17 protein-coding genes are annotated in these 24,332 nt (G+C 58.5%); 11 read left to right on the forward strand and 6 right to left on the reverse strand.

Features of this window, described 5'->3' with window-relative positions:
* Window positions 1-122 precede the first annotated feature (122 nt).
* Window positions 123-1,589 carry a response regulator gene (locus IPJ12_19170; protein MBK7649218.1) on the forward strand — a complete coding sequence of 489 codons (1,467 nt, stop codon included), beginning with the start codon at window positions 123-125 and terminating at the stop codon, window positions 1,587-1,589.
* A gap of 24 nt (window positions 1,590-1,613) precedes the next feature.
* Here the strand turns inward: IPJ12_19170 and IPJ12_19175 are convergent, their stop codons facing one another.
* From IPJ12_19175 to prfB, 3 genes are all read right to left on the reverse strand, one after another.
* A complete protein-coding gene (locus tag IPJ12_19175) occupies window positions 1,614-1,958 on the reverse strand; it encodes a cupin domain-containing protein (protein MBK7649219.1) in 345 nt (114 codons plus the stop codon).
* Between the two features lie 9 nt (window positions 1,959-1,967).
* Window positions 1,968-3,197, reverse strand: a complete 1,230-nt coding sequence (locus IPJ12_19180; protein ID MBK7649220.1) for a hypothetical protein — start codon at window positions 3,195-3,197, stop codon at window positions 1,968-1,970.
* An 18-nt stretch (window positions 3,198-3,215) separates the two neighbouring features.
* Window positions 3,216-4,305, reverse strand: a protein-coding gene (gene prfB / locus IPJ12_19185) for a peptide chain release factor 2 (protein ID MBK7649221.1) whose coding sequence is annotated in 2 segments (ribosomal slippage) — window positions 3,216-4,238 and window positions 4,240-4,305 — 1,089 coding nt in all. Because the reading frame shifts where the segments join, the coding sequence is not laid out codon by codon here.
* A 314-nt stretch (window positions 4,306-4,619) separates the two neighbouring features.
* On the opposite strand from prfB, the gene IPJ12_19190 reads away from it, so the two are divergent.
* The 6 genes from IPJ12_19190 (at window position 4,620) to IPJ12_19215 (ending at window position 14,646) form a co-directional block, all read left to right on the forward strand.
* Window positions 4,620-5,654 carry a hypothetical protein gene (locus IPJ12_19190; protein ID MBK7649222.1) on the forward strand — a complete coding sequence of 345 codons (1,035 nt, stop codon included), beginning with the start codon at window positions 4,620-4,622 and terminating at the stop codon, window positions 5,652-5,654.
* A gap of 7 nt (window positions 5,655-5,661) precedes the next feature.
* Window positions 5,662-6,558 (forward strand): nitrate- and nitrite sensing domain-containing protein, encoded by an 897-nt coding sequence (locus tag IPJ12_19195; GenBank protein MBK7649223.1) that lies wholly within the window; start codon window positions 5,662-5,664, stop codon window positions 6,556-6,558.
* Between the two features lie 16 nt (window positions 6,559-6,574).
* Window positions 6,575-8,683: an EAL domain-containing protein gene (locus tag IPJ12_19200; protein MBK7649224.1), complete on the forward strand. Its 2,109-nt coding sequence runs from the start codon at window positions 6,575-6,577 to the stop codon at window positions 8,681-8,683.
* Between the two features lie 253 nt (window positions 8,684-8,936).
* Complete coding sequence (nifJ, locus tag IPJ12_19205) at window positions 8,937-12,563, forward strand: pyruvate:ferredoxin (flavodoxin) oxidoreductase (protein MBK7649225.1); 3,627 nt, start codon at window positions 8,937-8,939, stop codon at window positions 12,561-12,563.
* Window positions 12,556-13,566: a dihydroorotate dehydrogenase-like protein gene (locus IPJ12_19210; protein MBK7649226.1), complete on the forward strand. Its 1,011-nt coding sequence runs from the start codon at window positions 12,556-12,558 to the stop codon at window positions 13,564-13,566. The genes nifJ and IPJ12_19210 overlap by 8 nt, the downstream gene beginning before the upstream one ends.
* A gap of 681 nt (window positions 13,567-14,247) precedes the next feature.
* Window positions 14,248-14,646, forward strand: coding sequence for a DUF995 domain-containing protein (locus tag IPJ12_19215; GenBank protein MBK7649227.1), 399 nt, complete (start codon window positions 14,248-14,250; stop codon window positions 14,644-14,646).
* A 6-nt stretch (window positions 14,647-14,652) separates the two neighbouring features.
* Here the strand turns inward: IPJ12_19215 and recJ are convergent, their stop codons facing one another.
* Complete coding sequence (recJ, locus tag IPJ12_19220; GenBank protein ID MBK7649228.1) at window positions 14,653-16,350, reverse strand: single-stranded-DNA-specific exonuclease RecJ; 1,698 nt, start codon at window positions 16,348-16,350, stop codon at window positions 14,653-14,655.
* The gene (locus IPJ12_19225; GenBank protein MBK7649229.1) at window positions 16,347-17,384 is read right to left on the reverse strand and encodes a hypothetical protein; all 1,038 of its coding nucleotides are present in this window, start codon (window positions 17,382-17,384) and stop codon (window positions 16,347-16,349) included. The genes recJ and IPJ12_19225 overlap by 4 nt, the downstream gene beginning before the upstream one ends.
* A 69-nt stretch (window positions 17,385-17,453) precedes the next feature.
* On the opposite strand from IPJ12_19225, the gene IPJ12_19230 reads away from it, so the two are divergent.
* The 3 genes from IPJ12_19230 to IPJ12_19240 all read left to right on the forward strand — a co-directional run bounded on the left by IPJ12_19230 (window position 17,454) and on the right by IPJ12_19240 (window position 21,466).
* On the forward strand, window positions 17,454-18,701 hold the full coding sequence (locus tag IPJ12_19230) for a lipoprotein-releasing ABC transporter permease subunit (GenBank protein ID MBK7649230.1): 1,248 nt from the start codon (window positions 17,454-17,456) through the stop codon (window positions 18,699-18,701).
* Window positions 18,694-19,365 (forward strand): lipoprotein-releasing ABC transporter ATP-binding protein LolD, encoded by a 672-nt coding sequence (gene lolD, locus IPJ12_19235; protein MBK7649231.1) that lies wholly within the window; start codon window positions 18,694-18,696, stop codon window positions 19,363-19,365. The genes IPJ12_19230 and lolD overlap by 8 nt, the downstream gene beginning before the upstream one ends.
* An 85-nt stretch (window positions 19,366-19,450) precedes the next feature.
* Window positions 19,451-21,466 (forward strand): methyl-accepting chemotaxis protein, encoded by a 2,016-nt coding sequence (locus tag IPJ12_19240; GenBank protein MBK7649232.1) that lies wholly within the window; start codon window positions 19,451-19,453, stop codon window positions 21,464-21,466.
* Here the strand turns inward: IPJ12_19240 and IPJ12_19245 are convergent.
* On the reverse strand, window positions 21,456-21,992 hold the full coding sequence (locus tag IPJ12_19245) for a DUF2062 domain-containing protein (GenBank protein MBK7649233.1): 537 nt from the start codon (window positions 21,990-21,992) through the stop codon (window positions 21,456-21,458). The two genes, IPJ12_19240 and IPJ12_19245, sit on opposite strands and share 11 nt — an antisense overlap.
* Before the next feature lie 17 nt (window positions 21,993-22,009).
* On the opposite strand from IPJ12_19245, the gene IPJ12_19250 reads away from it, so the two are divergent.
* Window positions 22,010-24,328, forward strand: a complete 2,319-nt coding sequence (locus tag IPJ12_19250) for a DNA internalization-related competence protein ComEC/Rec2 (protein MBK7649234.1) — start codon at window positions 22,010-22,012, stop codon at window positions 24,326-24,328.
* The last annotated feature ends 4 nt before the right edge of the window (window positions 24,329-24,332 follow it).

Raw genomic sequence — 24,332 nt, forward strand, 5'->3', positions numbered from 1 at the left:
ATCTGGTTTCGCGCAAACGGGCGACAGAACGTAATGGCGAACTGCTCGCCGCCACCGAGCTTGGCGTAACAGTCATTGACGACGAGGGCTTCATCCTGTCCATGGATGGCAATGCCCGGAAAATGTTTGGCATTGAAGGCGCCGTCGAAGTCATCAATTTCAGCAGCCTGCTGGTCAGCGAAGCAGGCGGAGCGGGTAGCATCGATACCCTGCGTTGGCTGATTGCCCAACAGAGTGTGCAGCGACTGCGCTTTGGCGGGCTGCGTGGTGATAGTCACATATTCCCACTGCAGCTTTCCTCGTTGGAGATAGATCCGGCCGATGGTGGTCGCCGGTTCGCCTTGCTGACAATGGATATCAGCGAGGAGCAAACGCTGGCGGATGAGTTATTGCGGGCCCGTGAGTCTGCCGAGCGCCTTGGCCGCATGAAGGCAGAATTCCTGTCCAACATGAGCCACGAGCTTCGCACGCCGCTCAATGCCATCATTGGCATGACGTATCTACTTAAACGAGGGGTATTGGCAACTGAGCAGCGTGAGTGCGTCGACCACATAGACTCATCAGGTCGTCATTTGCTCGGCCTGGTTGAAGACATTCTCGATTTCTCGCAAATTGAATCCGGCAAGCTGGAACTCGAGGCGATCTCTCTTTCAGCCCACGATGTTCTTGCCAATGTGGCGGAAATGATCAAGCGACGGGCTGCCGCCAAAGGCATTGCGGTGCGGGTCGATGCCGATTCATTGCCTGCTCAGCTTTGTGGCGATCCCACTCGCCTGACACAAGCCTTGCTCAACTACGCATCGAATGCGGTCAAGTTTACCGAGCAAGGTTCAATCATCCTGAAGGTTTCTGCTACTGAGCAAGGCAAATCACACTTCATGCTGCGCTTTGAAGTGACTGATACGGGCATCGGTATAGAGGAAAAACATCTCGGTTTGCTGTTTGAGTCTTTTCATCAGGCAGACGGCTCGATGACCCGTCGCTTCGGTGGGACAGGTCTGGGACTGACCATTACTCGTGAACTGGCTCGTCTGATGGGCGGCGAAGTGGGGGTGAGCAGTGATCCGGGCCAAGGCAGCACCTTCTGGTTTACGGCTCGCCTGGCCCGGGCTGCCGAACCCGGGGTAGGGGAAGACACGGCATCCCCGGCTTTGACGATTGCCACGCTATTCGCTGACTTTCCTGTTCTTTTGGTCGAGGATGACCCGGTCAATCGTCACGTCGCGCGCTCCCTTCTTTCGACGGCAGGACTGCAGGTCGATGTGGCCGAAGACGGGTTGGCTGCCTTGAAGTCAGTAAGAGAGAAAAGTTATACGCTGATCCTGATGGATATCCAGATGCCACACATGGATGGCTTGCAGGCGACAAGGGTTATCCGCACATTACCCGAGTATTCCGCTGTGCCCATCATTGCGGTGACAGCGAATGCCTCCGAGGGCGACAGGCAGCGCTGCTTCGACGCGGGCATGAATGATTTCATACCGAAACCGATCAACGCTCGGCTGTTGTATTCGGTCGTCCTGCGCTGGCTTTCGCAAAAAAGTGAGCACGAGACGGCATTGCTCGACACCTCGGTGAGTAAACCCTGAGCTTGCGAGGTTAAGGGGCGCCGACTAGCGCGGCGATGTCGGCAGGACAGGGCGGTGGATAGCAAGCCAGATCGTTGATTGATCCGTCGCGGTCCACTCGACTTGGTGTCGGCGTCCTGCCGCAATATCGATGCAATCGCCTGGCCTCAATCGACGCGCTTCGTTTTCGTCTTCGAAGCGGAGCAATGCCTCGCCACTGATCAGCACTACCCACTCCGCTGCAGCTTGCTCGTACCAGAACGCGGGCGGGCTGCATTGTCCCGTCGAAACAATCCGTTCCACAACCAGGCCGGGTTCGCAGAGAAGCTGGGTAAATTGTTCTTCAGTACTACCGAGGGGTGGGAGATCGGCAAAAAGATTGGTGAGCATGGCGTTGATCTAGCGGTAAATCGGCAGGGTATCGAGCCGACGCTCGATTTCCTGCTGCATGGCCTTGAAGGCGGCGCTTTGGTGGTTTCCGAAGCGGTTAGTGAATTCTGCACCGTGCAACGATTCCGGCAGATCGGCGACCGGTGGCAGCAATTGTGCATCGACGAGGCCATTTCGTATGGTCGTGAGTAGCGGCTCGGCATGAGCGATCAGTGTTTCACCAAATCGGGTCCCGGCGCGGTCGGCAGAGAGATCGATGAACGAGAACCCACTGCCGTCGCGAGCATCTTCCAACTCCTTGTAGAGTCCGATGGCATCAGCGACAGGTTCGCCTGCCCAGGCGGCGAGCGCAGCTGAAACAACGAAATGCTGGGCGAGGTCATGGCGGCCCGCCAGTGTCATATTGACCCATCGAATGCGTGGCCAGCTTCGAGCGGCGGGAACCAGTGCTGCCAGGTCCTTTCCGGCCAGATGACTGGCGAGGACGAGCAGTACGGCCCGCCCCGATTTGACGGGATCATCGCCGGAATCGGAAAACGTCCCGTGAATGACTTCTGACAGCGGAAGCGCAGTGCCCGGTGCACGATGGGCAACAAGGGCGGCCAGTGATGTCTGGGCGCTGCGCAGTCGCTGGACATCGTCTTCCTGGATTGCTGCGGCGCGGGCCCGCTCGAGAATGGTTGGCTGCCAGATGTAGGTTATGGCAACAATACCGCTGCTCGGCGTAGCGCTGACTGACTGGATGGCTTGGGCGGCCAACGCCCATTCCTTTCCAAAGCCATAGGCCGTGACCGCTTTTTCCATCGCGAATTTGACAAGGGCGGCAGGTACAGGCAGCGAACCCAGGCTGGCATTGTCGATGTCAGGTTTGCCATCGACGATGTTGACCTGGGTGCGCAGATTCACGAATCGACGAGCCGGCAAGGCAATGGTGAAGCGAATTTCCCCTGCGTTTTCGCCAAGCACAAAGGCACCGCGCCCATGCAGATATCTTCCTGCCACGTAGTTCATGCCTTCATCGATGAGCGCCGACGGAATCGTCGCCGTGCGGATTTCGCCGTTGCGCTGCCGACGGGGATCATTTCGCAAAAAAATCTGCTTTGCGTGAATGATCGAATAGGGCGATATAACTTCGCTGCGCTCGACCAGTGCACGGTTGTCAGTGGCGAAAAATATCAGTGCTGCAACAACTGTAATGGGCAGCAGAATCAGAGTGGCCAGCCATTTGAAACATCTCATTGGCTGACCATCACTGACTTAAACGCCTTGCTTCAGGCTGGCTTCGATGAAGGGATCAAGATCACCATCAAGAACGCCCTGGGTGTTGCCGGTTTCGTGATTGGTCCGCAGGTCCTTGATGCGCGACTGGTCGAGCACGTAGGAACGGATCTGGTGGCCCCAACCGATATCCGACTTGGCGTCTTCCAGCTTCTGCTGCTCGGCCTGCTGCTTGCGCAGCTCGTGCTCGTAGATGCGGGCGCGCAGCATCTGCCAGGCTTCATCGCGGTTGCGGTGCTGCGAACGGTCGTTCTGGCACTGGACGACGATACCGGTCGGGACGTGGGTCAGACGCACGGCCGAGTCGGTCTTGTTGATGTGCTGGCCGCCAGCGCCGGAAGCGCGGTAGGTATCGGTGCGGACATCGGCCGGGTTGATGTTGATCTCGATCGAGTCATCGACTTCCGGGAAGACAAACACCGAGGTGAAGCTGGTATGGCGACGAGCAGCAGAGTCGAACGGCGACTTGCGGACCAGGCGGTGGATGCCGGTTTCGGTGCGCAGCGTGCCGTAAGCGTAGTCGCCGGTAAACTTGACGGTGGCACCCTTGATGCCGGCGACTTCACCTTCGGATTCTTCCATGACTTCCACGGTGAACCCTTTTTTCTCGCCAAATTTCAAATACATGCGCAACAGCATCGAGGCCCAGTCCTGGGCTTCCGTGCCGCCTGCGCCAGCCTGGATTTCCAGGAAGCAGGGGCTCGGGTCCATCGGGTTGTTGAACATGCGGCGGAATTCAAGGGCAGCGACCTTGGCTTCCAGCTTGGCGTTATCTGACTCGACGGAGAGCAGCGTCTCTTCGTCCCCGTCGTCCTTACCCATGTCAAACAGTTCGCGGCCATCGTCGAGGCCGGCCTGGACTTCTTCCAGCACCAGCACAATGTTTTCCAGCGTTTTTTTCTCGCGGCCGAGTTCCTGGGCGCGCTTGGCGTCGTCCCAGATCTTCGGGTCTTCCATCTCCTGCGTCAGGAGGGTCAGGCGCTCGCGTTTCTGATCGTAGTCAAAGATACCTCCGCAGTTCGGCGACGCGCTGCGCCAGATCGTCGAGCTTGTAGGAGATGCTGTTGATGTCTGGATTTTTGACCTCTGTCTCCGACTGAAACCAGGCGTCGGATCTTCGACTTTGTGTCTAAGTGTTTGATAGTGTGTCGTCATTTCTCGGGGTGGCCGGAGTGGCATGAAGTTTGCATTTATTTGTTAGTTTTGTTGTTATGGTTGGAATAAATGGCAAATGATGATCCGGATTCGGTTCTGACTCTCCAGATGAGCGCACTTCGTTGGCGGCAATGCGCCATATATTCACTAAGCGCTTCTGGCGGGGCAATGCTTGGTGCAGGGTTGGCCATTGACGGCGTTTGTCTCGCCAGCGCAATGGGGTGTGTGATGCTCATATTGTCAGCGGCCTTGCTTTTCAAAGTCCAGTATGGACTCGAGGTTGCCTTGAATCTGATTGATCGTTTTGCGCTTGATCTGGCCGCTGGGCGATTGATTACTAGAATGGATACTTCACGGTGTGGTGGGCTTGCGCCGCTGGCGGAGCGGCTGAATGGCATGGCCCGTTCGTTGTCGGGTGCGTTTCTGAATTTCGCGCGCATGTCGCAGGAAATCTCCAGCGTTGCCGGCGAGGGCAATACCAATGCCATTGGCGGGAATGATGGCGTACGTCGGCAGCGAGATATCACGCACTCTTCGTCGGCGACGCTCGAACAATTGACCGTAAGCCTCGGAATGACCAGCGAGAGCGCCCAGGGTGCTGCGCAGGTGGCTGATGCGTCGGGGCGAATGGCGCTTGCCGGCGCCGAGCAGGTAGCCGTGCTGGTTGGCGGGCTTGAAAGTCTGGTGGATCTGGTCAGACAGACGTCGGATAGTGCTGAACGCCTTGGCGTACGCTCACTTGAAATAAACGTCATTGTCGATTTGATTGCCGAGATTGCCGCCCAGACCAATTTGCTTGCCCTCAACGCCGCCATTGAGGCGGCGCGTGCGGGTGAACAAGGCCGGGGCTTCGCTGTTGTTGCCGATGAAGTACGCAAACTGGCCGAAAGAACGAGCAATGCCACGCGTGATATCGGGCAGCGAATTTTGGGCATACGTCAGGATGTCGACTGCATGCTTGACGCAATGTCGGCAACGACCACCGGCACTGCCAGTAACCTTGAGAATGCAGGCATCGCGGTCAACGAGCTGCGCCTGGTTGAAAACAATGCCCGGAAGACTCTCGAGATGATTCGGGACATTGCAGCCGCTTGCCGTGAGCAAAGCGAAGCGAGTCAGAATCTTGCCTGCAACATTGAGCAAGTGGCGCAGTTGGCTGATGACAATGAACATCTGGTCCGCGAGAACAGCGAACTTTCCCGATATTTGAATGAGTTGTCCGTTCAGTTAATCGGGAATTTACAGAAATACCAATACGAGTGACTGCCGAATGACGTGGATAATTTATCTGATGTGTCTGATCGCTTTGGTGATAGCGGGCGTGACGGTTACCATCGCAGTGCGCCATCGTCGTCTGGAGGATGCCAATTCCATGGACCAAACACTGGGGGCTTGCCAGTCCCTGCTTAAATTGACCAATCATCTGCAGCAACATCGCGGGATGAGTACGGCCTGGCTGGCTGGGGACAAGGGTTTCATACTGCGCCTGGACAGGAAGGCAGGGGAAATCGAAATTGCGATTCCCGAGTTGCGAGATGTCGCGCGGACTGAGGGCAGCAAGCCCCATCCCTGCTTTACGCTGAACGAATTGGGGCTTTTTCAGTTCAATTGGACAACCCTCAAGGAAAAGCTGCCCACACTATCGGTCGAACAGAGTATTGCTCAACACAGTTTTCTGATTGACCAGTTACTGCATTGGCTGGCTGCCATTGGCGAATCAAGGGTTGAAATGCTGCTTGGCGAGCGCTCCGGGCGAGCGCTGGTTCGGAACTACACCATACGTTTGCCGGCCTTGACCGAGTGTCTTGGTCAGGCACGGGCACTCGGCATGAGCGTTGCCACCCGTCGCGGCTGCTCGGCGGTGACACGGGTGCGCCTGATGTTCCTTGTGGCTCGCGCCGAGGCCTTGCTGAATCAGGCACTCGAGGCGGGTGGGCATGGCCAGCAAGCCGAGAAAACGATGCTTGCGGTGCAGCAGATGGCCCGGGTGATTCGCACCCGCATGTTGCTTAGTTCCGGCGTCACGGTTGCAGCCCAGGACTATTTTGAATTGGCCTCGGTCGCCATTGATCAAGTTTTTGCATGGATAGCTGACAGTGGGGTTCTGCTCAGGCAGAGTGCCGCTCAACAAGGCAATCATGCCGCTGTAGAGGTACGTCACGCTTGAGGGCGGGAGTCTTGAAATGAAGTTATTGGCTCCGGATGCGGCTCGCAAATCGGCAGATACCCTGGCGCTGTCGACGATGGAAGCGCTTTTCTCCAGTCTGGACGGCATGCTTTTCCGCTGCAAGGTGGACGAGTACTGGACGCTTCTTGCGGTCAGCGCCGGCTGCCACGGCCTGACCGGCTACCGCGCTGAGGATCTGATCGGAAATCCGGACCATTCCCTGGAGTCGTTGACCCATCCAGAGGACAGGGCTGCGGTTCGAGGAACGATATTGGCCGCCGTGGACACCGGCTCCCGTTACACCATCGAGTACCGCATCATTTGCCGTGACGGTGAGGAAAAGTGGGTACTGGAGCGCGGCGTCGGCCTGCGAAATTCCGATGGTCAACCGGAGCTAGAGGCCTATCTGGAAGATATTACCGATCGTGTCGTGGGACAGATTCATCTGGCGGAAACAGAGTTGCGTTATCGCAGCATCTTTGAGAATTCAGTGGTCGGCATGTTCCAGAGTACCGAAAATGGTCGTTATCTGGCGGCCAACCAGGCACTGGCAACCTTGTACGGTTATCCGACGCCGGAGGCGCTGATCAGCAGCCTGGCGGATATTTCCAACGGGCTGTATTCCGACCCGCGGCGCCGGGCGGATTTCAAGCGTCTGGTCCTCCGTGATGGCCGGGTGACGGACTTCGAATCAGAAATCATTTGCCATGATGGCAGCCGGATCTGGATTGCCGAAAACGCACATGCCGTCCGTTCGTCCGATGGCAGTCTGCTTTACTACGAGGGAACGGTCGAGGACATTACCGAGCGCCATCGTTATCAGAAGATTCTGCAACATCAGGCAACGCATGATCCGCTGACCGCGCTGCCCAATCGCAATCTGCTCAATGATCGCCTGGAGCAGGCTGTACGGCGGGCCCGGCGACAGGGCAACAAAGTGGCGCTCGCTTTTGTCGATCTGGACAATTTCAAAGTGATCAACGATAGCCTCGGTCATGCCGCCGGAGATTTGTTGCTGATTGAAATTTCCCAACGACTGACCTCGGCGGTGCGGGATGTAGACACCGTGGTCCGCTACGGTGGTGACGAGTTTGTGCTGATCATGGGCGATCAAACAACGATTGACGATACGACCCAACTGCTTGAACGCGTTCAGGGAGCGATCAGGGAGCCTATATCGCTGGCCGGTCATGCCGTACGCAGCGATTGCAGCATCGGGGTCAGTCTGTTTCCGGATGATGCAGAGGATCTGGATGGTTTGTTGCGCGTGGCTGATATGGCCATGTATTTTGCCAAGGAGTGTGGCAAGGGGCAGTTCCGCTTTTACACCGATGAGTTGAATAAGCAGGCGCAAGAACGCTTTGCGCTTGAGACGGACCTGCGTTACGCGATTGAAAACAGCGAACTGGGCGTGGTCTATCAGCCGAAGGTTGATACCGATGGCGTGGTTAGGGGTTTCGAGGCACTGGTTCGATGGCACAGTGGTGTACGGGGCATGGTGACACCTGACCGCTTCATTCCGCTGGCGGAGGAAACAGGACAAATTCTCGCCATTGGCGAACAGGTCCTTTATGCGGCATGCAAAACCGCGGCTCAATGGCCGATGGTTAATGGCAACGCGCTGAGTGTGGCCGTGAATCTCTCCGCCCGCCAGTTACGCGAACCGGGCTTGCTCGCCCTGGTTGCCGATGCGCTGGCGGTATCGGGTCTGAACCCGGAGTGTCTGGAGTTGGAGATCACCGAGAGCATGATCATGGGCGATGTCGAACAAACCATACGCATGCTGCAATCGATCAAGGAGCTTGGCGTGCGAATCGCCGTTGACGATTTCGGGACCGGCTATTCTTCATTGAGTTACTTGCAGCGATTACCCATTGATACCCTGAAAATCGATCGATCATTTGTCTCTGGGTGCGACAAGGGCGGGACCGAGATGGCGATTCCTCATGCCATTATCTTTATCGGCAAGGCCTTGAACCTGCACATTGTTGCCGAAGGCGTTGAAACCGAGCCCGAAAAGGAGATTCTCGCCTTGTGTGGTTGCAACGAATTTCAGGGTTACCTTTTTTCACGTCCGTTGCCGAGTGCTGCGGTCGACGAGTATTTACGGTCAAAAATAAACTAACGCTCAATGTCATCGCCGTCAGATTGGCCGCAGCATCGTTTTGGCGATAAGGGGCAACAATTGATCAATATCAAAGTTTCATCATTAATGGCCGATATCCACGACATTTGTCATGGTTTTTTGTCTTTATTTCCGTTGAAGATCGCTTGAATGCCCTCTTTGTGGGGGTAGAATCGAGTTGTTGCGCCGCAGCAAAAATAGAGAGAAGTATATATCTCCATGGGCGGCACACATTTTCAGGGCAGGACTGAACATGAACAATATGCTGACCATCGACGGCAATGAAGCCGTCGCCAACGTGGCTTACCGCGTTTCCGAAGTGATCGCCATTTACCCGATCACACCATCGTCCGGCATGGGCGAGCTGTCCGATGAATGGGCGGCGCAAGGCAAGACGAATGTCTGGGGATGCGTTCCCCGCGTCGTCGAGCTGCAGTCCGAAGGTGGTGCCGCCGGCACTGTACACGGCGCCTTGCAGGCCGGCTCGCTGGCGACAACCTTTACGGCGTCGCAAGGCCTGCTGCTGATGATTCCCAATATGTACAAGATTGCCGGCGAATTGACGCCGACAGTTTTCCACGTGGCCGCGCGCGCGTTGGCCACCCATGCGCTCTCGATCTTCGGCGATCATTCCGACGTGATGGCGACGCGCGGTACCGGCTTCGCGCTGCTGGCTTCCAATTCGGTCCAGGAAGCGCAAGACATGGCAGCGATTGCCTCGGCATCCACATTGGCCGGACGCCTGCCGGTGCTGCATTTCTTTGACGGCTTCCGGACGTCGCATGAGGTGGCGAAGATTACGTCGGTCGATGACGATGTGTTGCGCAAAATGTTGCCGCAGGCGCTGATCGCCACGCAGCGGCAACGTTCTTTGTCCCCGGAGCACCCGGTGCTGCGCGGAACGTCGCAAAATCCCGATGTTTTCTTCCAAGCCCGCGAAGCGCAGAATCCGTGGTTCGATGCCTTCCCGGGCATCGTCCAGCAGGTCATGGATGACTTCGGCGCAGCGACCGGACGCCGCTACCAACTGTTTGATTACGTCGGTGCCCCCGATGCCGAGCGCGTCATCATTCTCATGGGATCCGGTGCAGAAACCGTGCAGGAAACCGTGGAGCACATGAACCGTCAGGGCGAGAAGGTCGGCCTGCTCAAGGTTCGCCTCTATCGGCCATGGGCGCCGGACGCGCTACTGGCCGCACTGCCCGTCACGACCAAAGCGATTGCCGTGCTTGATCGCTGCAAGGAGCCGGGGGCCGACGGTGAACCACTGTTCAAGGATGTGCTGGTGTCCCTGGCTGAAAATGCCGCCAGCGAGTCGCCGCGCTTCGCCACGTTGCCCAAGGTCATTGGCGGACGTTATGGGCTGGCGTCCAAGGAGTTCAATCCGGCTATGGTTTTTGCTGTTTTTTCCGGGTTGACCGCAGCACTGCCAAAACGCCGCTTCACCGTGGGCATCAACGACGACGTGACGCATTTGTCGCTGCCGTACGATCCGGCCTTCCGCACCGATGCCGTGCGCGAGACTTTCGGCGCCGTGTTCTATGGCTTGGGGTCGGATGGTACCGTGTCGGCCAACAAGAATTCGATCAAGATCATTGGCGACGAAACCGATCTCTACGCCCAAGGCTATTTCGTCTACGACTCAAAAAAATCCGGGGCAATGACCGTGTCGCACTTGCGTTTCGGGCCGCAGCCGATCCGCTCGACCTACCTGACCGGCGAGGGCGATGCCAAGTTCATCGCCTGCCATCAGCCGCTGTTCCTGGAAACGCACGACTTGCTGGCCCACGCGGCGCCCGGCGCGGTCTTCCTGTTGAATACACCGGTCCCCGCTGACAAGGTTTGGGCCAGTTTGCCCGGCGTGATGCAGCAGCAGATGGTGGCAAAGCGCATTCATTTCCACGTTATCGACGCCTACCAGGTGGCGCTGGAGGCCGACATGGGCCGGCGCATCAACACGGTCATGCAGACCTGCTTCTTCGCCATTTCCGGCATCCTGCCGCAGGACGAAGCCATCGCCGCTATCAAGCACGCTGTCGAGAAAACCTATGGCCGCAAGGGTCGGCGCATCGCCGAACTGAACTACCGGGCCATCGACAAGACGCTGGCCTGCCTGCATGAAGTGCCGGTGCCGGCGGAACTCTCCGCAGGCGACATCCGCGTCAGCCAGCGCACGGCCCAGCAGGCCTCCGAATTCATCCGCAAGTTCACGCTGCCGATGATCGCGGGCAAGGGCGACAGCCTGCCGGTGTCCGTATTCCCCGTCGACGGCACCTTCCCGACCGGCACGGCCAAATACGAAAAGCGCAATCTTGCGTTGCAGATCCCGGTCCTCGAAACCGACTTGTGCACGCAGTGCGGCAAGTGCGTTTTCGTCTGCCCGCACTCCGCCATCCGCGCCAAGGCCTTCTCGCCAGAGCTGGCTGAATCGGCGCCGGCCACCTTCAAGACCATGGCGATCCGCAGCAAGGATTACCCGGCCGGCTGGAAGATGAGTTACCAGGTGGCGCCTGAGGATTGCACGGGTTGTACGTTATGCGTCGAGGTTTGCCCGATCCGCGACAAGTCCAATGTCTCGCGCAAGGCACTGAATATGGCGGAACAACCGCCGTTGCGCGCACCGGAAGCCGAGAACTGGGACTTCTTCCTGAAGCTGCCCGATTACGACCGCACCGTCGCCAAGCGCAACACGATCCCCGGCTCGATGCTGTTGCAGCCGATGTTCGAATTCTCAGGTGCCTGCGTCGGTTGCGGCGAAACGCCGTATATCAAGCTTGCGACGCAGCTCTTCGGCGACCGCATGCTGGTGGCCAACGCCACGGGCTGCTCGTCGATCTATGGCGGCAATCTGCCGACCACCCCTTACACCACCGATGCCAACGGCCGCGGCCCGGCCTGGAGCAATTCGCTGTTCGAGGACAACGCCGAGTTCGGCCTCGGCATGCGACTCGCCACCAATCAGCTGGCCGAGACGGCACGCGTGCAACTGCGCGCCATGGCGCTGGAGATCGGCGACGCCCAGGTTCAGGCGCTGCTCCACGCTGACCAGACAACTGAGGCTGGCATTCAGGAGCAACGGGAACGGGTTTCACAGCTTCTCGCCAAGCTTTCGTCCATTGCCACGCCGGCTGCCGATCAGCTGGCCGCCGTCGCCGAATACCTGATCCGGCGCAGCGTGTGGATCATCGGCGGTGACGGCTGGGCCTACGACATCGGGTTCGGCGGCCTCGACCACGTGCTGTCGTCGGGCGAGGACGTCAATATTCTCGTGCTGGATACCGAGGTCTATTCCAATACCGGCGGCCAGAATTCCAAGGCCACGCCGCGCGGCGCCGTCGCCAAGTTCGCGGCCGGCGGCCAGCCGAACCGCAAGAAGGATCTGGCGCGCATCGCCATGGACTACGAAAACGTCTACGTCGCGCAGGTGGCCTACGGCGCCAAGGATGTTCATACGCTGAAGGCCTTCCTCGATGCCGAAAGCTACCCCGGCGTCTCGATCATCATCGCCTACAGCCCGTGTATCGCGCATGGCGTCGATATGTCGAACAACCATCGCCAGCAGGATCTGGCCGTGAAATCCGGTCATTGGCCGTTGCTACGCTACGACCCGCGCCGGCGTCTGCAGGGTGAAAACCCGCTGACGGTCGACAGCGCCGCGCCAAGCATTCCGTTCAGCGATTTCGCTCGCAACGAAGCGCGCTTCACGATTCTTGAACGCCTGAAACCCGATGCCTCGGTGCATTTCATGGCGCAAGCCGGCAAGGATGCCCGAACGCGCCATCAGGAATATATTGAATTGTCGGAAATGATGCTGCCGGAAACCGCCATAACCCAGAAGGCCCAGGCGGCTGCAGAAAAGAAGGAAGAGCCCAATGTCTGATCTGTCTACAACCTACCTTGGCCTGCACCTCAAGAACCCGCTGGTTCCGTCGTCGACGCCGCTCAGCCACGACCTCGATGCCATCCTGCATCTTGAAGATGCCGGTGCTGCCGCCATCGTCATGCATTCGCTGTTCGAGGAAGATGTACGGCACGACGAGCAGATGATCGACCGCTTTCTGGTTCACCCGGACACCTTCGGCGAAGCCATCGGTCACCTGCCTTTCGGCCACGACTACCAAAGCCGGCTCGACACCTATCTCGAACAGATTCAGCGCCTCAAGTCACGCCTTGCCATTCCGGTCGTCGCCAGCCTGAACGGCTCGTCACTGAGCGGCTGGGTTGAGCTGGGCAAGGAAATGCAGGCTGCCGGCGCCGATGCGCTCGAACTCAACGCCTGGTACATGCCAAGCGACCCGAAGGTTTCCTGCGAAGCCATCGAAGACCACCACGTTGCCCTGCTCAAGGAATTGAAGACGGCAGTGACGATCCCGGTCAGCATGAAACTCTCGCCCTTCTTTTCATCGCTGCCGCATTTCGTCCAGCAGCTTGATGCGGCTGGCGCGGCGGGCATCTCGATGTTCAACCGCTTCTTCCAGCCCGATATCGATCTGGATACGCTGAGCGTGGTCGACCGTGTGCAACTGTCGTCCTCGGCCGATACCCTGCTCGCCATGCGCTGGATCGCCATCCTGCGCGGCAGCACGAAGCTGTCCCTGGCCGCCACCGGCGGCGTACACACGGCAGCCGATGCCCTCAAAATGTTGCTTGCCGGCGCCGACGTCGTGCACATGGCCAGTGCCCTGCTCAAACGCGGCCCGCAAGCGCTCAGCGATGTTCTGCAAGGCATGACCGATTGGCTCGCCGAGCGCGAATACACCTCGGTCGCACAAATGAAAGGCTCGATGAGCCAGCAGAATTCGCCTAACCCCAGCGCCTTCGCGCGTGCGTCCTACCTGCATGCAATCAATTCCTTTACGCCGCCGGCCGGGGTTCGGTATTGATGGATTGAATGGCGATGTTCGGCCGGCCAGAGGCGGGCCTTAGTCGTTCCAGCGAGATGGCGGGAAATACGCCCCATGGTCAATTCTCGCAGAACGGGCTATGAGCGATTGCTGTTCTTCCTCCAGTTGCGATAGTAACCAGCCGAAAAAGCGGTGCTGTCCGGGCAATGGGACGGAATGCTCCGAAGTTGCGGCGCGAACCAACACCCATCACATCACGGATGCTTGGGCTTGGCAATCGAGAGTCCATCGCGATTTCTTCTGCGACGACCCTGACTGAGAGATTGTCTATTTCAGCGATAACGGTTCGGCAATAAGCAAGCCGCAGCTGCGAACGCACCTTGGCTTGAAGGAGGCGTCTGACAATTGCCCACTGTGCTCTAGCGATACCAGCAATCCATCTGGACATTATTGTCTCAAGGACTTTCCAAAGTCTGACAGCTGAATTTCAGCTTCCGGCAAAACTGCGCCGCTCGAATATAGCTTTCGATCCGATCTGGCATCCGCTCAACGATATTTCGATATTGACCTGTTTTTCCGGTCGACCGTAGCAATCGTGAATTGATGCCGCATGAGCATCTCCCTGCTCATTGGCTTTCGATAGGCATAATATCGAGAACGATTCCGTGATTTTGCGGTCCCGAATGTCATGTTGAAGCAGTTTTTTTGGAGGGAAATGCCATGTCGAAACTTGCATTTGCAGTCCTTGGAAGCATTGTCGCAATGAATGCAATAGCGCAGGATGCTGCGGTCAAAATGAGCCGGGAGGAATTGCTGGCTTTCCTGCCGGGTAGCAAGGTGACGCACATCAACTCAGGTGGGAGCGAGCGCCACTGGACGAACGAGCCGGACGGTACGTTATATGCGACCACCAACTTCAAGGTATTCGGCAACGGAACTGGCTCTGCGACCGCTGGCAAGGCAGGAGCCTGGAAGGTGAACGAGGAAGGCAAGTACTGCTTCGACGTGGACTGGAAAACGAACCACGAAACATGGTGTGCCACCATTCTCAAGGGCGAGGGTGGCGCCTACTATCTGGGCAAAGTGGACGAAAAGCGCAAGATCGTCTTTGCCAAGTGAGTGGTGCTACGGCATGCCCTCAAGATGTTCCACCATTAACTGAGGGCTTTCGACGCCCATGTATTCGTTGATGGTCAGCCGATAGGCGAGGCGGGTGCGGTTGCCGGGTTGGGCGCTGAAGTTGAACTGGATGGCGTCGATGCGGGTATCGCCTTTGCGCAGACGGAGCTTGAGGTGTTTGTCCTTGAGCACGCGCTGTTGTTCGACGTCGAATTCGTCCATGAACAGCGGTGCCGGGAAGCCCTGTCCCCAGATTTCGTTTTCGAGCAGGCGGGCGGTGGCCAGGGAAATGTAGCTGCCTTCGAGGTTGCCGTCGGTTTCCAGCGTGCGGGTCAGATCGGCTGGGGCAAGCAGCTCGCCGGCAACTTGCGCGAACAATTCCTTGAATTTGTCGAAGTTTTCGGCGTTGACCGTGGCACCGGCCGCCATGGCGTGGCCGCCGAAGCGGATGAGCAGGCCGGGGGCGCGTTTGGCGACGAGGTCGAGCGCGTCGCGCAGGTGCAGGCCGGGGATCGAACGGCCAGAGCCTTTGACGATGCCACCTTCGCCGGGCGCGAAGGCGAAGACCGGGCGATGCAGCTTGTCCTTGATGCGCGAGGCGAGGATGCCGACGACGCCTTCGTGCCAGCTTTCGTCGAAGAGCGCGATGCCAGCCGTGGCGTCGTTGGCGTCGAGCGATTCGAGCAGGATCAGCGCCTGTTCCTGCATGCCGGATTCGATTTCGCGGCGTTCGCGGTTGAGGGTGTCGAGTTCCTGGGCAATTTGCAGGGCGCGGCTGGGGTCGTCGGTGAGCAGGCATTCGACGCCGAGGCGCATATCGGCCAGACGGCCGGCGGCATTGAGGCGGGGGCCTACGATGAAGCCGAGATCCATCGCCGTCGCCTTTTTCGGGTCGCGGCCGGCGGCTTTGAACAGGGCGGCGATGCCGACCTGCATCTGGCCGGCGCGCATGCGCTTCAGCCCCTGGCTGACGAGGATGCGGTTGTTTCGGTCGAGCTTGACGACGTCGGCAACGGTGCCCAGCGCGACGAGGTCGAGCAGGCTGGCGAAGTTGGGTTCCGGGCGCTCGGCAAAATAACCGCGTTCGCGCAGTTCGGCGCGCAGGGCGAGCATGACGTAGAACATGACGCCGACGCCGGCAATGCATTTGGACGGGAAATCACAGCCGGGCTGGTTGGGATTGACGATGCAATCGGCATCGGGCAGCGTTTCGGCCGGCAGGTGGTGGTCGGTGATCAGCGTGGCGATGCCGTGCTGCTGGGCGCGGGCGACGCCTTCGAGGCTGGCGATGCCGTTATCGACGGTGATGATGAGGTCGGGCGACTGCTGCGCGGCGACATCGACGATTTCCGGCGACAGCCCATAACCGAGCTTGAAGCGGTCGGGCAGCAGGAAATTGACATCGGCGCCGAGCGACTTCAGGGCGCGCATGCCGACGGCCGTGGCAGTGGCGCCGTCGCAGTCGTAGTCGCCGATGATGAGCATCTTCGCCTCGGCCTCGATGGCGTCGGCCAGCAGGTGGGCCGCTTCCGAGGCATTGGTCAGGGCGGTCGGCGGGATCAGCGACTTCAGTTCGTAGTCGAGCTCGGACTTGTCCTTGATGCCGCGCGCCGCGTAGAGCCGGGCGAGCAGCGGATGCAGGCCCTGTTGTTCGAGTTGCCAGACAACGCGGGGTGGAGCGCTGCGCGTGGTGATATTGGTCACGAGGGCGTTCCTTCGGCCAGCGCTTTGGCCAACGTCACAAGCAGACGAGGTTTGCGCCAGAATTTCCAGCGATCCTTGCTGTTTAGCGTCCAGGTGAGTTGGCCGTAGATGGTTGGGGCGACAATCGTCAATGTTTCAACCTGACTGCCCAGTGCGGCCCGCAACCGTGCGAACCAGTCGTTGTCCATCTGCTGCGCGGCGGCGCGCCAGCCTGGGCCGTCTTCATAAAGCACCGGTGGGAGCAGGCTATCGAGAACAACCAGGTCGTGGCCACTGTCAGTGGTCTTCCTAAGCAGGTCGGCGAGGCTGGACGGGCACGGCTTTGTCGGGGTGTCGCTGGCCAGCGCGAAGCCGGTTGCCAGCGGGTTGTTAGTCCAGATTGTGCCGTAAGCCGGCTTCTCCAGGGCCGGCATTGCGCCGCCACCCCATAGCCAGACGCTGTTGACGGCTGGCTTGCCTGCAGCCTGGCGCTGCTCGTTGACCGAGTGGCCATGCAGGACCATTTGAACTTCGTTGAGCCAACGAGTCAGCGGGCCATTTTTATCGGTGAGTTCGCCATCAATGCGCCGCCCGGCAATTTTCGAAATTGGCTCGGCATTGTGGTTGACCGCAGTATTCAGTTTCAAATACCAGCGACGGGAGGTGGCGACATGAAATTGGCCGATATCGGCGAATTCCTTGTTGAGGGATGTGGTGATTGCCTGCGCCTCATCGATCTCCAGATCGAAGGCGCCGGCATCGGCGAGGATGATTCTTTCGTGGTGAAAGCGCAGGTGTACCGGGTCGGCACATAGCCAATGAGCATCGCCGGGGTGTTGCGCTGCGGCTTCGCCGAGCAGACGCAAGGGCCCGAAAGGGGCATCGTCGAGGCCGAATTGCTGGGCAAGGGCGGTTTCAAAGGGGCGCCGCGACTGGCGCTCAAAGGTGCTGTGGGCGGCCAGCCATTCAAAGCCCGGTTCGGAAAATTTCCCGAGCGTTAGTTGGTCATTTGGCTCAGGCCAGATCAGTTCGGGGACAAGCAGGGTAAGGCGCACGGGCGGCAGGCAGGGGAGTTGTGATGGAAAAGTGTACCATAGCGTCTTTCGACGCCCGGTGTTATCCGAATGGCATTGCCCTACGAACTGTTGATTGGCTTGCGCTACACGCGCGCCAAAAAACGTAACCACTTCATTTCATTCATTTCGCTGATCTCGATGCTAGGCATCGGGCTCGGCGTTGCCGCGCTGATTGTCGTATTGTCGGTGATGAACGGCTTTCAGAAGGAATTGCGGACGCGCATTCTTGGCGTCGCCTCGCACATCCAGATCACCGGCATCAACGGTGAGTTGCCCAACTGGACGCTGGTTGCCGAGCAGGCGATGAAGCACCCCGAAGTCAAGGCCAGCGCGCCTTTCGTTCAGTCGCAGGGGATGTTTACCGTCGATGGCGTGGTCAAGGGCGCGATTATTCGCGGCATCCTGCCGGAACAGGAGGATCGTGTCGCCGATTTTCGCAAGACCATTCAGAGCGGCAGTCTGGACGATCTGCGGCCAGGTGAATTCGGGATCGTGCTCGGAGCAGATCTGGCACGTTCGCTACGTGTTTTTACCGGCGACAAGGTGACCTTGATCGCGCCACAGGGCACGGTAACGCCAGCGGGTGTCGTACCGCGATTGAAGTCCTTCAAGGTGGTCGGTATCTTCGAGGTAGGCATGTATGAATACGACTCGGGGCTGGCTCTGATCAATCTGGAGGATGCGCAAAAACTTTACCAGATGGATGATCGTGTGACGGGTGTGCGGCTGAAAGTGGATGACCTCTTTCAGGCGCCACGTATTGCCCGTGAGCTGGTTCGTTACGTTGATGCAGATGCCTATCTGAGCGACTGGACAAAGAGCCATGCCAATTTCTTTCGCGCCGTGCAGATCGAGAAGAACATGATGTTCATCATCCTGTCCCTCATCGTTGCCGTCGCGGCTTTCAACCTCGTGTCTACGCTGGTTATGGCTGTGACCGACAAGCAGGCCGATATTGCCATCCTGCGCACACTGGGAGCGCGGCCCTTGTCGATCATGGGGATCTTCGTCGTGCAGGGGGCGCTGGTTGGCTTTATCGGGCTTGGGTTGGGCATTGTTGGTGGCGTGCTGCTGGCGCTGAATATCGATGTTGTGGTGCCTTTTATCGAAAAAATGCTTGGCGTCCATTTCCTGTCGAAGGAAATCTATTACATCTCCGATCTGCCCTCCGAATTGCAATGGGGCGATGTCTGGGGGGTCACGCTGATCGCATTCGTGCTTGCGCTTTTGGCCACGCTGTATCCGAGCTGGCGGGCGTCGAGGGTCAATCCGGCGGAGGCGTTGCGCTATGAGTGAGCCAATTCTGATTGCGCGCGGGGTTTCCAAGGTATTCCGTGGCGGTGGGTTGGACGTGCCAGTGCTGTCGGGTATCGATCTGATTGTGCAGCCGGGGGAGACAGTCGCGATTGTCGGTGCTTCTGGCTCCGGAAAGAGCACCTTGCTGCATCTGCTTGGCGGACTAGATACGCCAACGGCGGGCGACGTAACCCTGATGGGCAAGGATTTCTCGTCGCTGGGAGAAGTTGGCCGCGGAGATTGGCGAAACCGGCACCTCGGTTTTGTCTATCAATTCCATCACCTGCTCGCGGAGTTTTCGGCGCTGGAAAATGTGGCCATGCCTTTGTTGATTCGTCGCATGGATCGGCAGGAAGCACTCGACACGGCGAGCGGGATCCTGACGGCTGTCGGGCTCGGGCACCGTCTGGAACATCGTCCTGGCGAGCTATCCGGGGGCGAGCGTCAGCGGGCGGCCATTGCCCGGGCGCTAGTCAGTGATCCGTCCTGTCTGCTGGCGGACGAACCGACTGGCAATCTCGATAGCCATACGGCATCGGTGGTGTTTGGCTTGTTGATTGAACGGGTTCGCTTGCAGCAGGCCAGTCTTATCGTGGTCACACATGACCAGCGACTGGCCGCCAAGGCCGATCGGGTACTCAATTTGAATGACGGCGGTTTTTGAAAACAAGCAAATAAGTGTTAGATTAGACAAAAATACTGTTAGTAATAACTACGATATATGTGGTTCCTGCCGAGGACATTTTCTAATGCAAGCACTCTTTTCTCCCGCTGTCGCCCTGATGAACCGCATTCGCTACAACACGAAATTCCTGTTGATAGGGGGTGCGGTAACGCTGGTCATTCTCGTCCTGCTCTCTTCGGTCTACTCTTCGTTGAATCGGGATATTGAGTCGGCTCGCAATGAACAGGCAGGTTTGCAGATGCTCAAGCCGATCAATCAGGTTGCCCGCGTAATGCAGCAGCATCGCGGCTTGTCAGCCGGCGTGTTGAGCGGAAATGAAGCAATGAAGGACAAGCGGGCGGCCAAGGAAAAGGAGGTCAGCGACGCATTGGTCGCTGCCGATGCCGCCCTCTCGACCAAATTGCGTGAAGCAGCGACCTGGAAGAGTATTCGGCAGGAATGGAGCGACATTCAAGGCCAGGGGCTGGCATGGTCTCAACCAGACAACGTCAAACGGCACACCGCCATGCTCACCAAAGTGCTGCAGTTCATGGTCGACGTCGCTGACGATACCGAGTTGACGCTTGATCCGGTGATGGATACGTATTACTTCATGGATACGATGGTCACCAAGATGCCGGCCATGCTTGAGCAGATGGGCATCACGCGTGCCAGGGGTACGGCGCTATTGACCAAGAAAGAGATTTCGCAGGCGCAACGAATTGAAATGGCATCAACCATCGCGCAGATGGATGGGACGCTGAAAGCTCAGAATATCAATGTGGAAAAGGTGATTCGCTTTGCTCCCTACCTTCAAGAAGCATTGTCTGGACCAACCAAAGAGTTTTCCGATGGTGCCGAGAAGATTTTTGCGCTGGTGCGCGACGATATTCTCAGTGAAAAATTTGTAACGAACCCGCAGGACTATTTTGCGCTGACCACCCAGGAAATCGATCTGGGCTACAAGGTCATGTTCGATACGCTGATTCCTCAATTTGAGCAGCAATTGCAGGGGCGTGTGGACAAGGCACGCAAGGTGCTGATGTTTGAAGTTGGCATATCGATACTGATCGCATTGGTCGTCGGCTACCTTGGCTTGGGTACTTATTATTCGGTCATGAACAGCGTTGAAGATTTCTCTTCCGGGGCTCGTCGACTGGCCGATGGTGATCTGACGGCCGAGTTTGATACGCATGGTGCCGATGAACTGCATTCAGCTGGCAAAGACTTCAATGGCATGGCCCTGGCATTTCGAAAATTGCTCGGTGGCATTAAGGGCGATGTTCGAGAACTGAATGTGGCGGCGGAACAATTGGCAACGTCGAGTCAGCAGATTTCTGTCAGCACAGCAACGCAAAGCGATTCGGCATCCAGCATGGCAGCAGCGGTTGAGCAGATGACGGTCGGTGTGGACCATATTTCGCGCAATGCGCAGGACGCGCAGAACTATTCACGCGAATCCGACCAGGTTGCGGCGCAGGGTGGACGTATCGTTCAAGCAGTGGTTAACGAGATTCAGGGGATTGCCGATACCGTCAACCAGTCAGCGGTGGCTGTCGAGGCACTTGGCAAACAGTCCGAGCAGATTTCGGCCATCGTTGGCACTATCAAGGACATTGCCGATCAGACCAACCTCCTGGCCCTGAATGCTGCGATTGAAGCGGCACGCGCGGGCGAGTCTGGCCGCGGTTTTGCCGTCGTTGCCGATGAGGTCAGAAAGCTGGCGGAGCGGACTGCCAAGTCGACGCACGAGATTTCTGAAATGATTCTGGCGGTTCAGACGGGTACGGCGACTGCCGTCTCCAGCATGAAGCAGGGGGTCGAACGGGTTTCTGCTGGTGTCGAACAAGCCCAATTGGCGGGTGAAGCAATTGCCAAGGTGCAGGCGCAATCGCGTCAGGTGCTGGATGCTGTTTCGGAAATTACCGTGTCCTTGCGTGAGCAAGCGGCGGCAAGCACCGAAATCGCCCAGAATGTCGAGCGCATTGCCCAGATGGCAGAGGAGAACAATGCTGCTGCCTCCGGAAATGCAGCCACCTCCGATACGTTGCGCACATTGGCCCATGCGCTCAATAGCGCTATCGCCCGCTTCAGGACCTGACTGATTTTCGCCGCCGCCAGGCCGCGATCAAATAAGCACGCCACGCTGCACGCGTGGCGATGTAACCCACTACAGCCAAGCCGCTGGCGAGCAGAACAAGTCCGATGCCCAGCGGCTTGGCTGCTGCCAGCATCCAGCCCTGCATGGCGGTTGTCCAGCCGATCAAATCGCTGGCGTTAAAATCAGGGGGCGCGACAAAGCCGTTGCTTTCTCCGATGGCGAAGCGGCCAATCTGGTAAGCAACAATGTAGAGTGGCACGATGGTGAACGGGTTGGTATATAGCGTCACAAAAACAGCCAGCGGTAAATTGACCCGAAAAACCAGCGCACAGATGGCCGCCCCCAGCATCTGCAGCGGTCCGGGAATCAGCCCGCAGAACAAGCCGGCGGCAACTGCACCGGCTGCCGAGTGGCGATTCAAATGCCATAGTCTGGGGTGCAGCAACGACGATTCGAATGGCTTCAACCAGGGGTTGTTGCGTATCGTCTCGTGATCAGGCAGGTATTTTTTCAGGTGCCGGCGCATCCTCGTATTATTGCAGCATGCGCCTGAATATTCTCGCTTTCGCTGCTGGTGTGCTGGGTTTGCAGATGCAGCCGGAACTGCATGCTTGGGCGCCATTGGCCGTTGGTGGCCTGATTTTGTGCGTGCCGCGCCTGTGCTGGTCGAACTGGCCGGTGCGCCTGATGGTGATGGTCGGTTGTCTGGCCCTGGGGGTTGCCTGGGCAAGCTGGCGGGCGGAGATTCGGCTGGCTGACCAGCTCGGTGCCGACTGGGAAGGGCGCGATGTTGAAGTGATTGGTGTCATTGCGGGATTGCCGCAGGATTTCAGCAACGGCACACGTTTCGAATTTGACGTAAAAACCCGGTTGACCGTAGCAGCCGCTATTCCCGAGCACATTATGCTGTCCTGGTATCAGGGGCGGCGCGATGGTGAGCAATTCGAGCGTCTGCCGGTTCGCCCCGGTGAAATGTGGCGCTTCACCGTTCGCCTGAAGCGCCCGCATGGCAATGCCAATCCCGGTGGCTTCGATTATGAAGCCTGGCTGCTGGAGCGGGATATTCGGGCCACCGGCTACATTCGGCAGAATCCGCCGCAGCGTATCGCCGAGATGGTCTGGCGGCCGGATTACGCCATTGAGCGGCTGCGCTTTGCCATCCGTGCCTCGTTCGCCCGCATCCTGCCGGAAGAGATCTATCCCTGGGCGGGCGTGTTGGTGGCGCTCACGATTGGTGATCAGAAGGCGATTCAGGGTGAATTGTGGACCACTTTCAACCGTACCGGAACGACTCATCTCATGTCGATTTCCGGGCTTCACGTGACGATGGTGGCGGCGCTGTTCGGCTGGCTGGTGTCGTTTGGCTGGCGGCGGGTTCCGACGTTGGCGCTGCGCCTGCCAGCGCAAAAGGCTAGCTTGCTGGCTGCGTGCTTCGGGGCGCTGGCTTATTCGCTGCTGGCCGGGTTTGCCGTGCCCGCCCAGCGTACGCTTTACATGTTGCTGGTAGCGGCGGCGGCCCTGCTGTCAGGGCGCATCATTGCGCCCAGCCGGGTGTTGGCACTGGCTTTGCTGACGGTTTTGCTCATTGATCCATGGGCGGTACTGGCAGCCGGCTTTTGGTTGTCATTTGGCGCGGTGGCCGCCTTGTTGTATATCGGCGCAGCCTCGGTGGGCGAGCGGCAGGGCTGGGCAGGGCGTATTCGCGCCTGGGGGGTGGTGCAGTGGGCTGCGACGCTGGCCTCGTTGCCGATATTGCTGATGGTCTTCCAGCAGTTTTCATTGGTCTCGCCGTTGGCTAATGCGGTGGCCATACCGGTCATCAGCTTCATTGTGACGCCGCTTGCCTTGCTGGGGGCGGTGCTGCCGTGGTGGCCAATTTTGGCTTTGGCCCATCAGGTCATGGCCTGGTTGATGGTATTCCTCGACTGGTGCGCGACCTGGCCAGTCTGGCTGGCGCCGGCACCGCCTCTTTGGGCGGGGATGGTGGCGGGTATAGGCGTAGCCGTCTGTTTGTTGCCGCGTGGTGTGCCGGGTCGCGGGCTGGGCGCAGTGCTGCTTTTTCCGGCGCTGTTCTGGCCAATACAAAAGCCGCCCGAGGGCGATGCTTGGATTGACATCCTGGATGTCGGCCAGGGGCTGGCCAGTGTCGTGCGGACGCGCGAACATACGCTGATCTACGATCCCGGTCCGCTTTATAGCGCTGAGTCGGATGCCGGCCAGCGGGTGGTTGTTCCTTATTTGCGAGCCTTGGGGATCAGTCATGTCGACATGTTGATGGTGACACACCGTGATACCGACCATTCCGGCGGTACGTCCTCTGTTCAGGCGGCGCTGGCGGTCGATGAAGTACGGTCATCGGTTGCCGGTTTGGCCGGACAACGCTGTATAGCCGGCCAGCGCTGGATGTGGGACGGTGTGGCTTTCGAAGTCATGCATCCTTCGGCTGATGGCTACGCAGTTGATGCCAAGCCGAATCACGTTTCCTGTGTTTTGATGGTCGAAGCTGGCGGGCGCCGCATGTTGTTGACCTCGGACATCGAGGCGCCCGACGAGGCAGCTCTGCTTCAGCGCTATCCGGGTGGTTTGAAGGCGGATGTCTTGTTAATGCCGCATCATGGTTCGAAGACGTCATCCACCTTGCCTTTCCTGCAGGCGGTCAATGCGCCGGTGACGGTCATCCCGGTGGGGTATCGCAGTCGCTTCGGGCATCCCAAGGCAGAGGTGCTGGCACGCTACGAGGCGATGGGGGCAAAGATCTGGCGTACCGATCTCGATGGCGCTGCCAGCGTTGTGCTGGGTGCAAACGGTGTTGGCGTTTCAGGATGGCGGCATGAACGTCGTCGTTATTGGTTCGAGCAGTGATACA

Source organism: Betaproteobacteria bacterium, assembly GCA_016709965.1.
Taxonomy (GTDB): domain Bacteria; phylum Pseudomonadota; class Gammaproteobacteria; order Burkholderiales; family Rhodocyclaceae; genus Azonexus; species Azonexus amarohabitans.

What these genes read in the sequence shown, in the direction of transcription:
- IPJ12_19245 (MBK7649233.1), bottom strand. Translation starts at nt 21,992, where the DNA reads ATGCGCCGGCACCTGAAAAAATACCTGCCTGATCACGAGACGATACGC.
- IPJ12_19190 (MBK7649222.1), top strand. Translation starts at nt 4,620, where the DNA reads ATGCTCATATTGTCAGCGGCCTTGCTTTTCAAAGTCCAGTATGGACTC.
- IPJ12_19200 (MBK7649224.1), top strand. Translation starts at nt 6,575, where the DNA reads ATGAAGTTATTGGCTCCGGATGCGGCTCGCAAATCGGCAGATACCCTG.
- IPJ12_19180 (MBK7649220.1), bottom strand. Translation starts at nt 3,197, where the DNA reads ATGAGATGTTTCAAATGGCTGGCCACTCTGATTCTGCTGCCCATTACA.
- IPJ12_19170 (MBK7649218.1), top strand. Translation starts at nt 123, where the DNA reads ATGTTTGGCATTGAAGGCGCCGTCGAAGTCATCAATTTCAGCAGCCTG.
- IPJ12_19175 (MBK7649219.1), bottom strand. Translation starts at nt 1,958, where the DNA reads ATGCTCACCAATCTTTTTGCCGATCTCCCACCCCTCGGTAGTACTGAA.
- IPJ12_19250 (MBK7649234.1), top strand. Translation starts at nt 22,010, where the DNA reads ATGCGCCTGAATATTCTCGCTTTCGCTGCTGGTGTGCTGGGTTTGCAG.
- IPJ12_19210 (MBK7649226.1), top strand. Translation starts at nt 12,556, where the DNA reads ATGTCTGATCTGTCTACAACCTACCTTGGCCTGCACCTCAAGAACCCG.
- IPJ12_19230 (MBK7649230.1), top strand. Translation starts at nt 17,454, where the DNA reads ATGGCATTGCCCTACGAACTGTTGATTGGCTTGCGCTACACGCGCGCC.
- nifJ (MBK7649225.1), top strand. Translation starts at nt 8,937, where the DNA reads ATGAACAATATGCTGACCATCGACGGCAATGAAGCCGTCGCCAACGTG.
- IPJ12_19240 (MBK7649232.1), top strand. Translation starts at nt 19,451, where the DNA reads ATGCAAGCACTCTTTTCTCCCGCTGTCGCCCTGATGAACCGCATTCGC.
- IPJ12_19215 (MBK7649227.1), top strand. Translation starts at nt 14,248, where the DNA reads ATGTCGAAACTTGCATTTGCAGTCCTTGGAAGCATTGTCGCAATGAAT.
- IPJ12_19195 (MBK7649223.1), top strand. Translation starts at nt 5,662, where the DNA reads ATGACGTGGATAATTTATCTGATGTGTCTGATCGCTTTGGTGATAGCG.
- lolD (MBK7649231.1), top strand. Translation starts at nt 18,694, where the DNA reads ATGAGTGAGCCAATTCTGATTGCGCGCGGGGTTTCCAAGGTATTCCGT.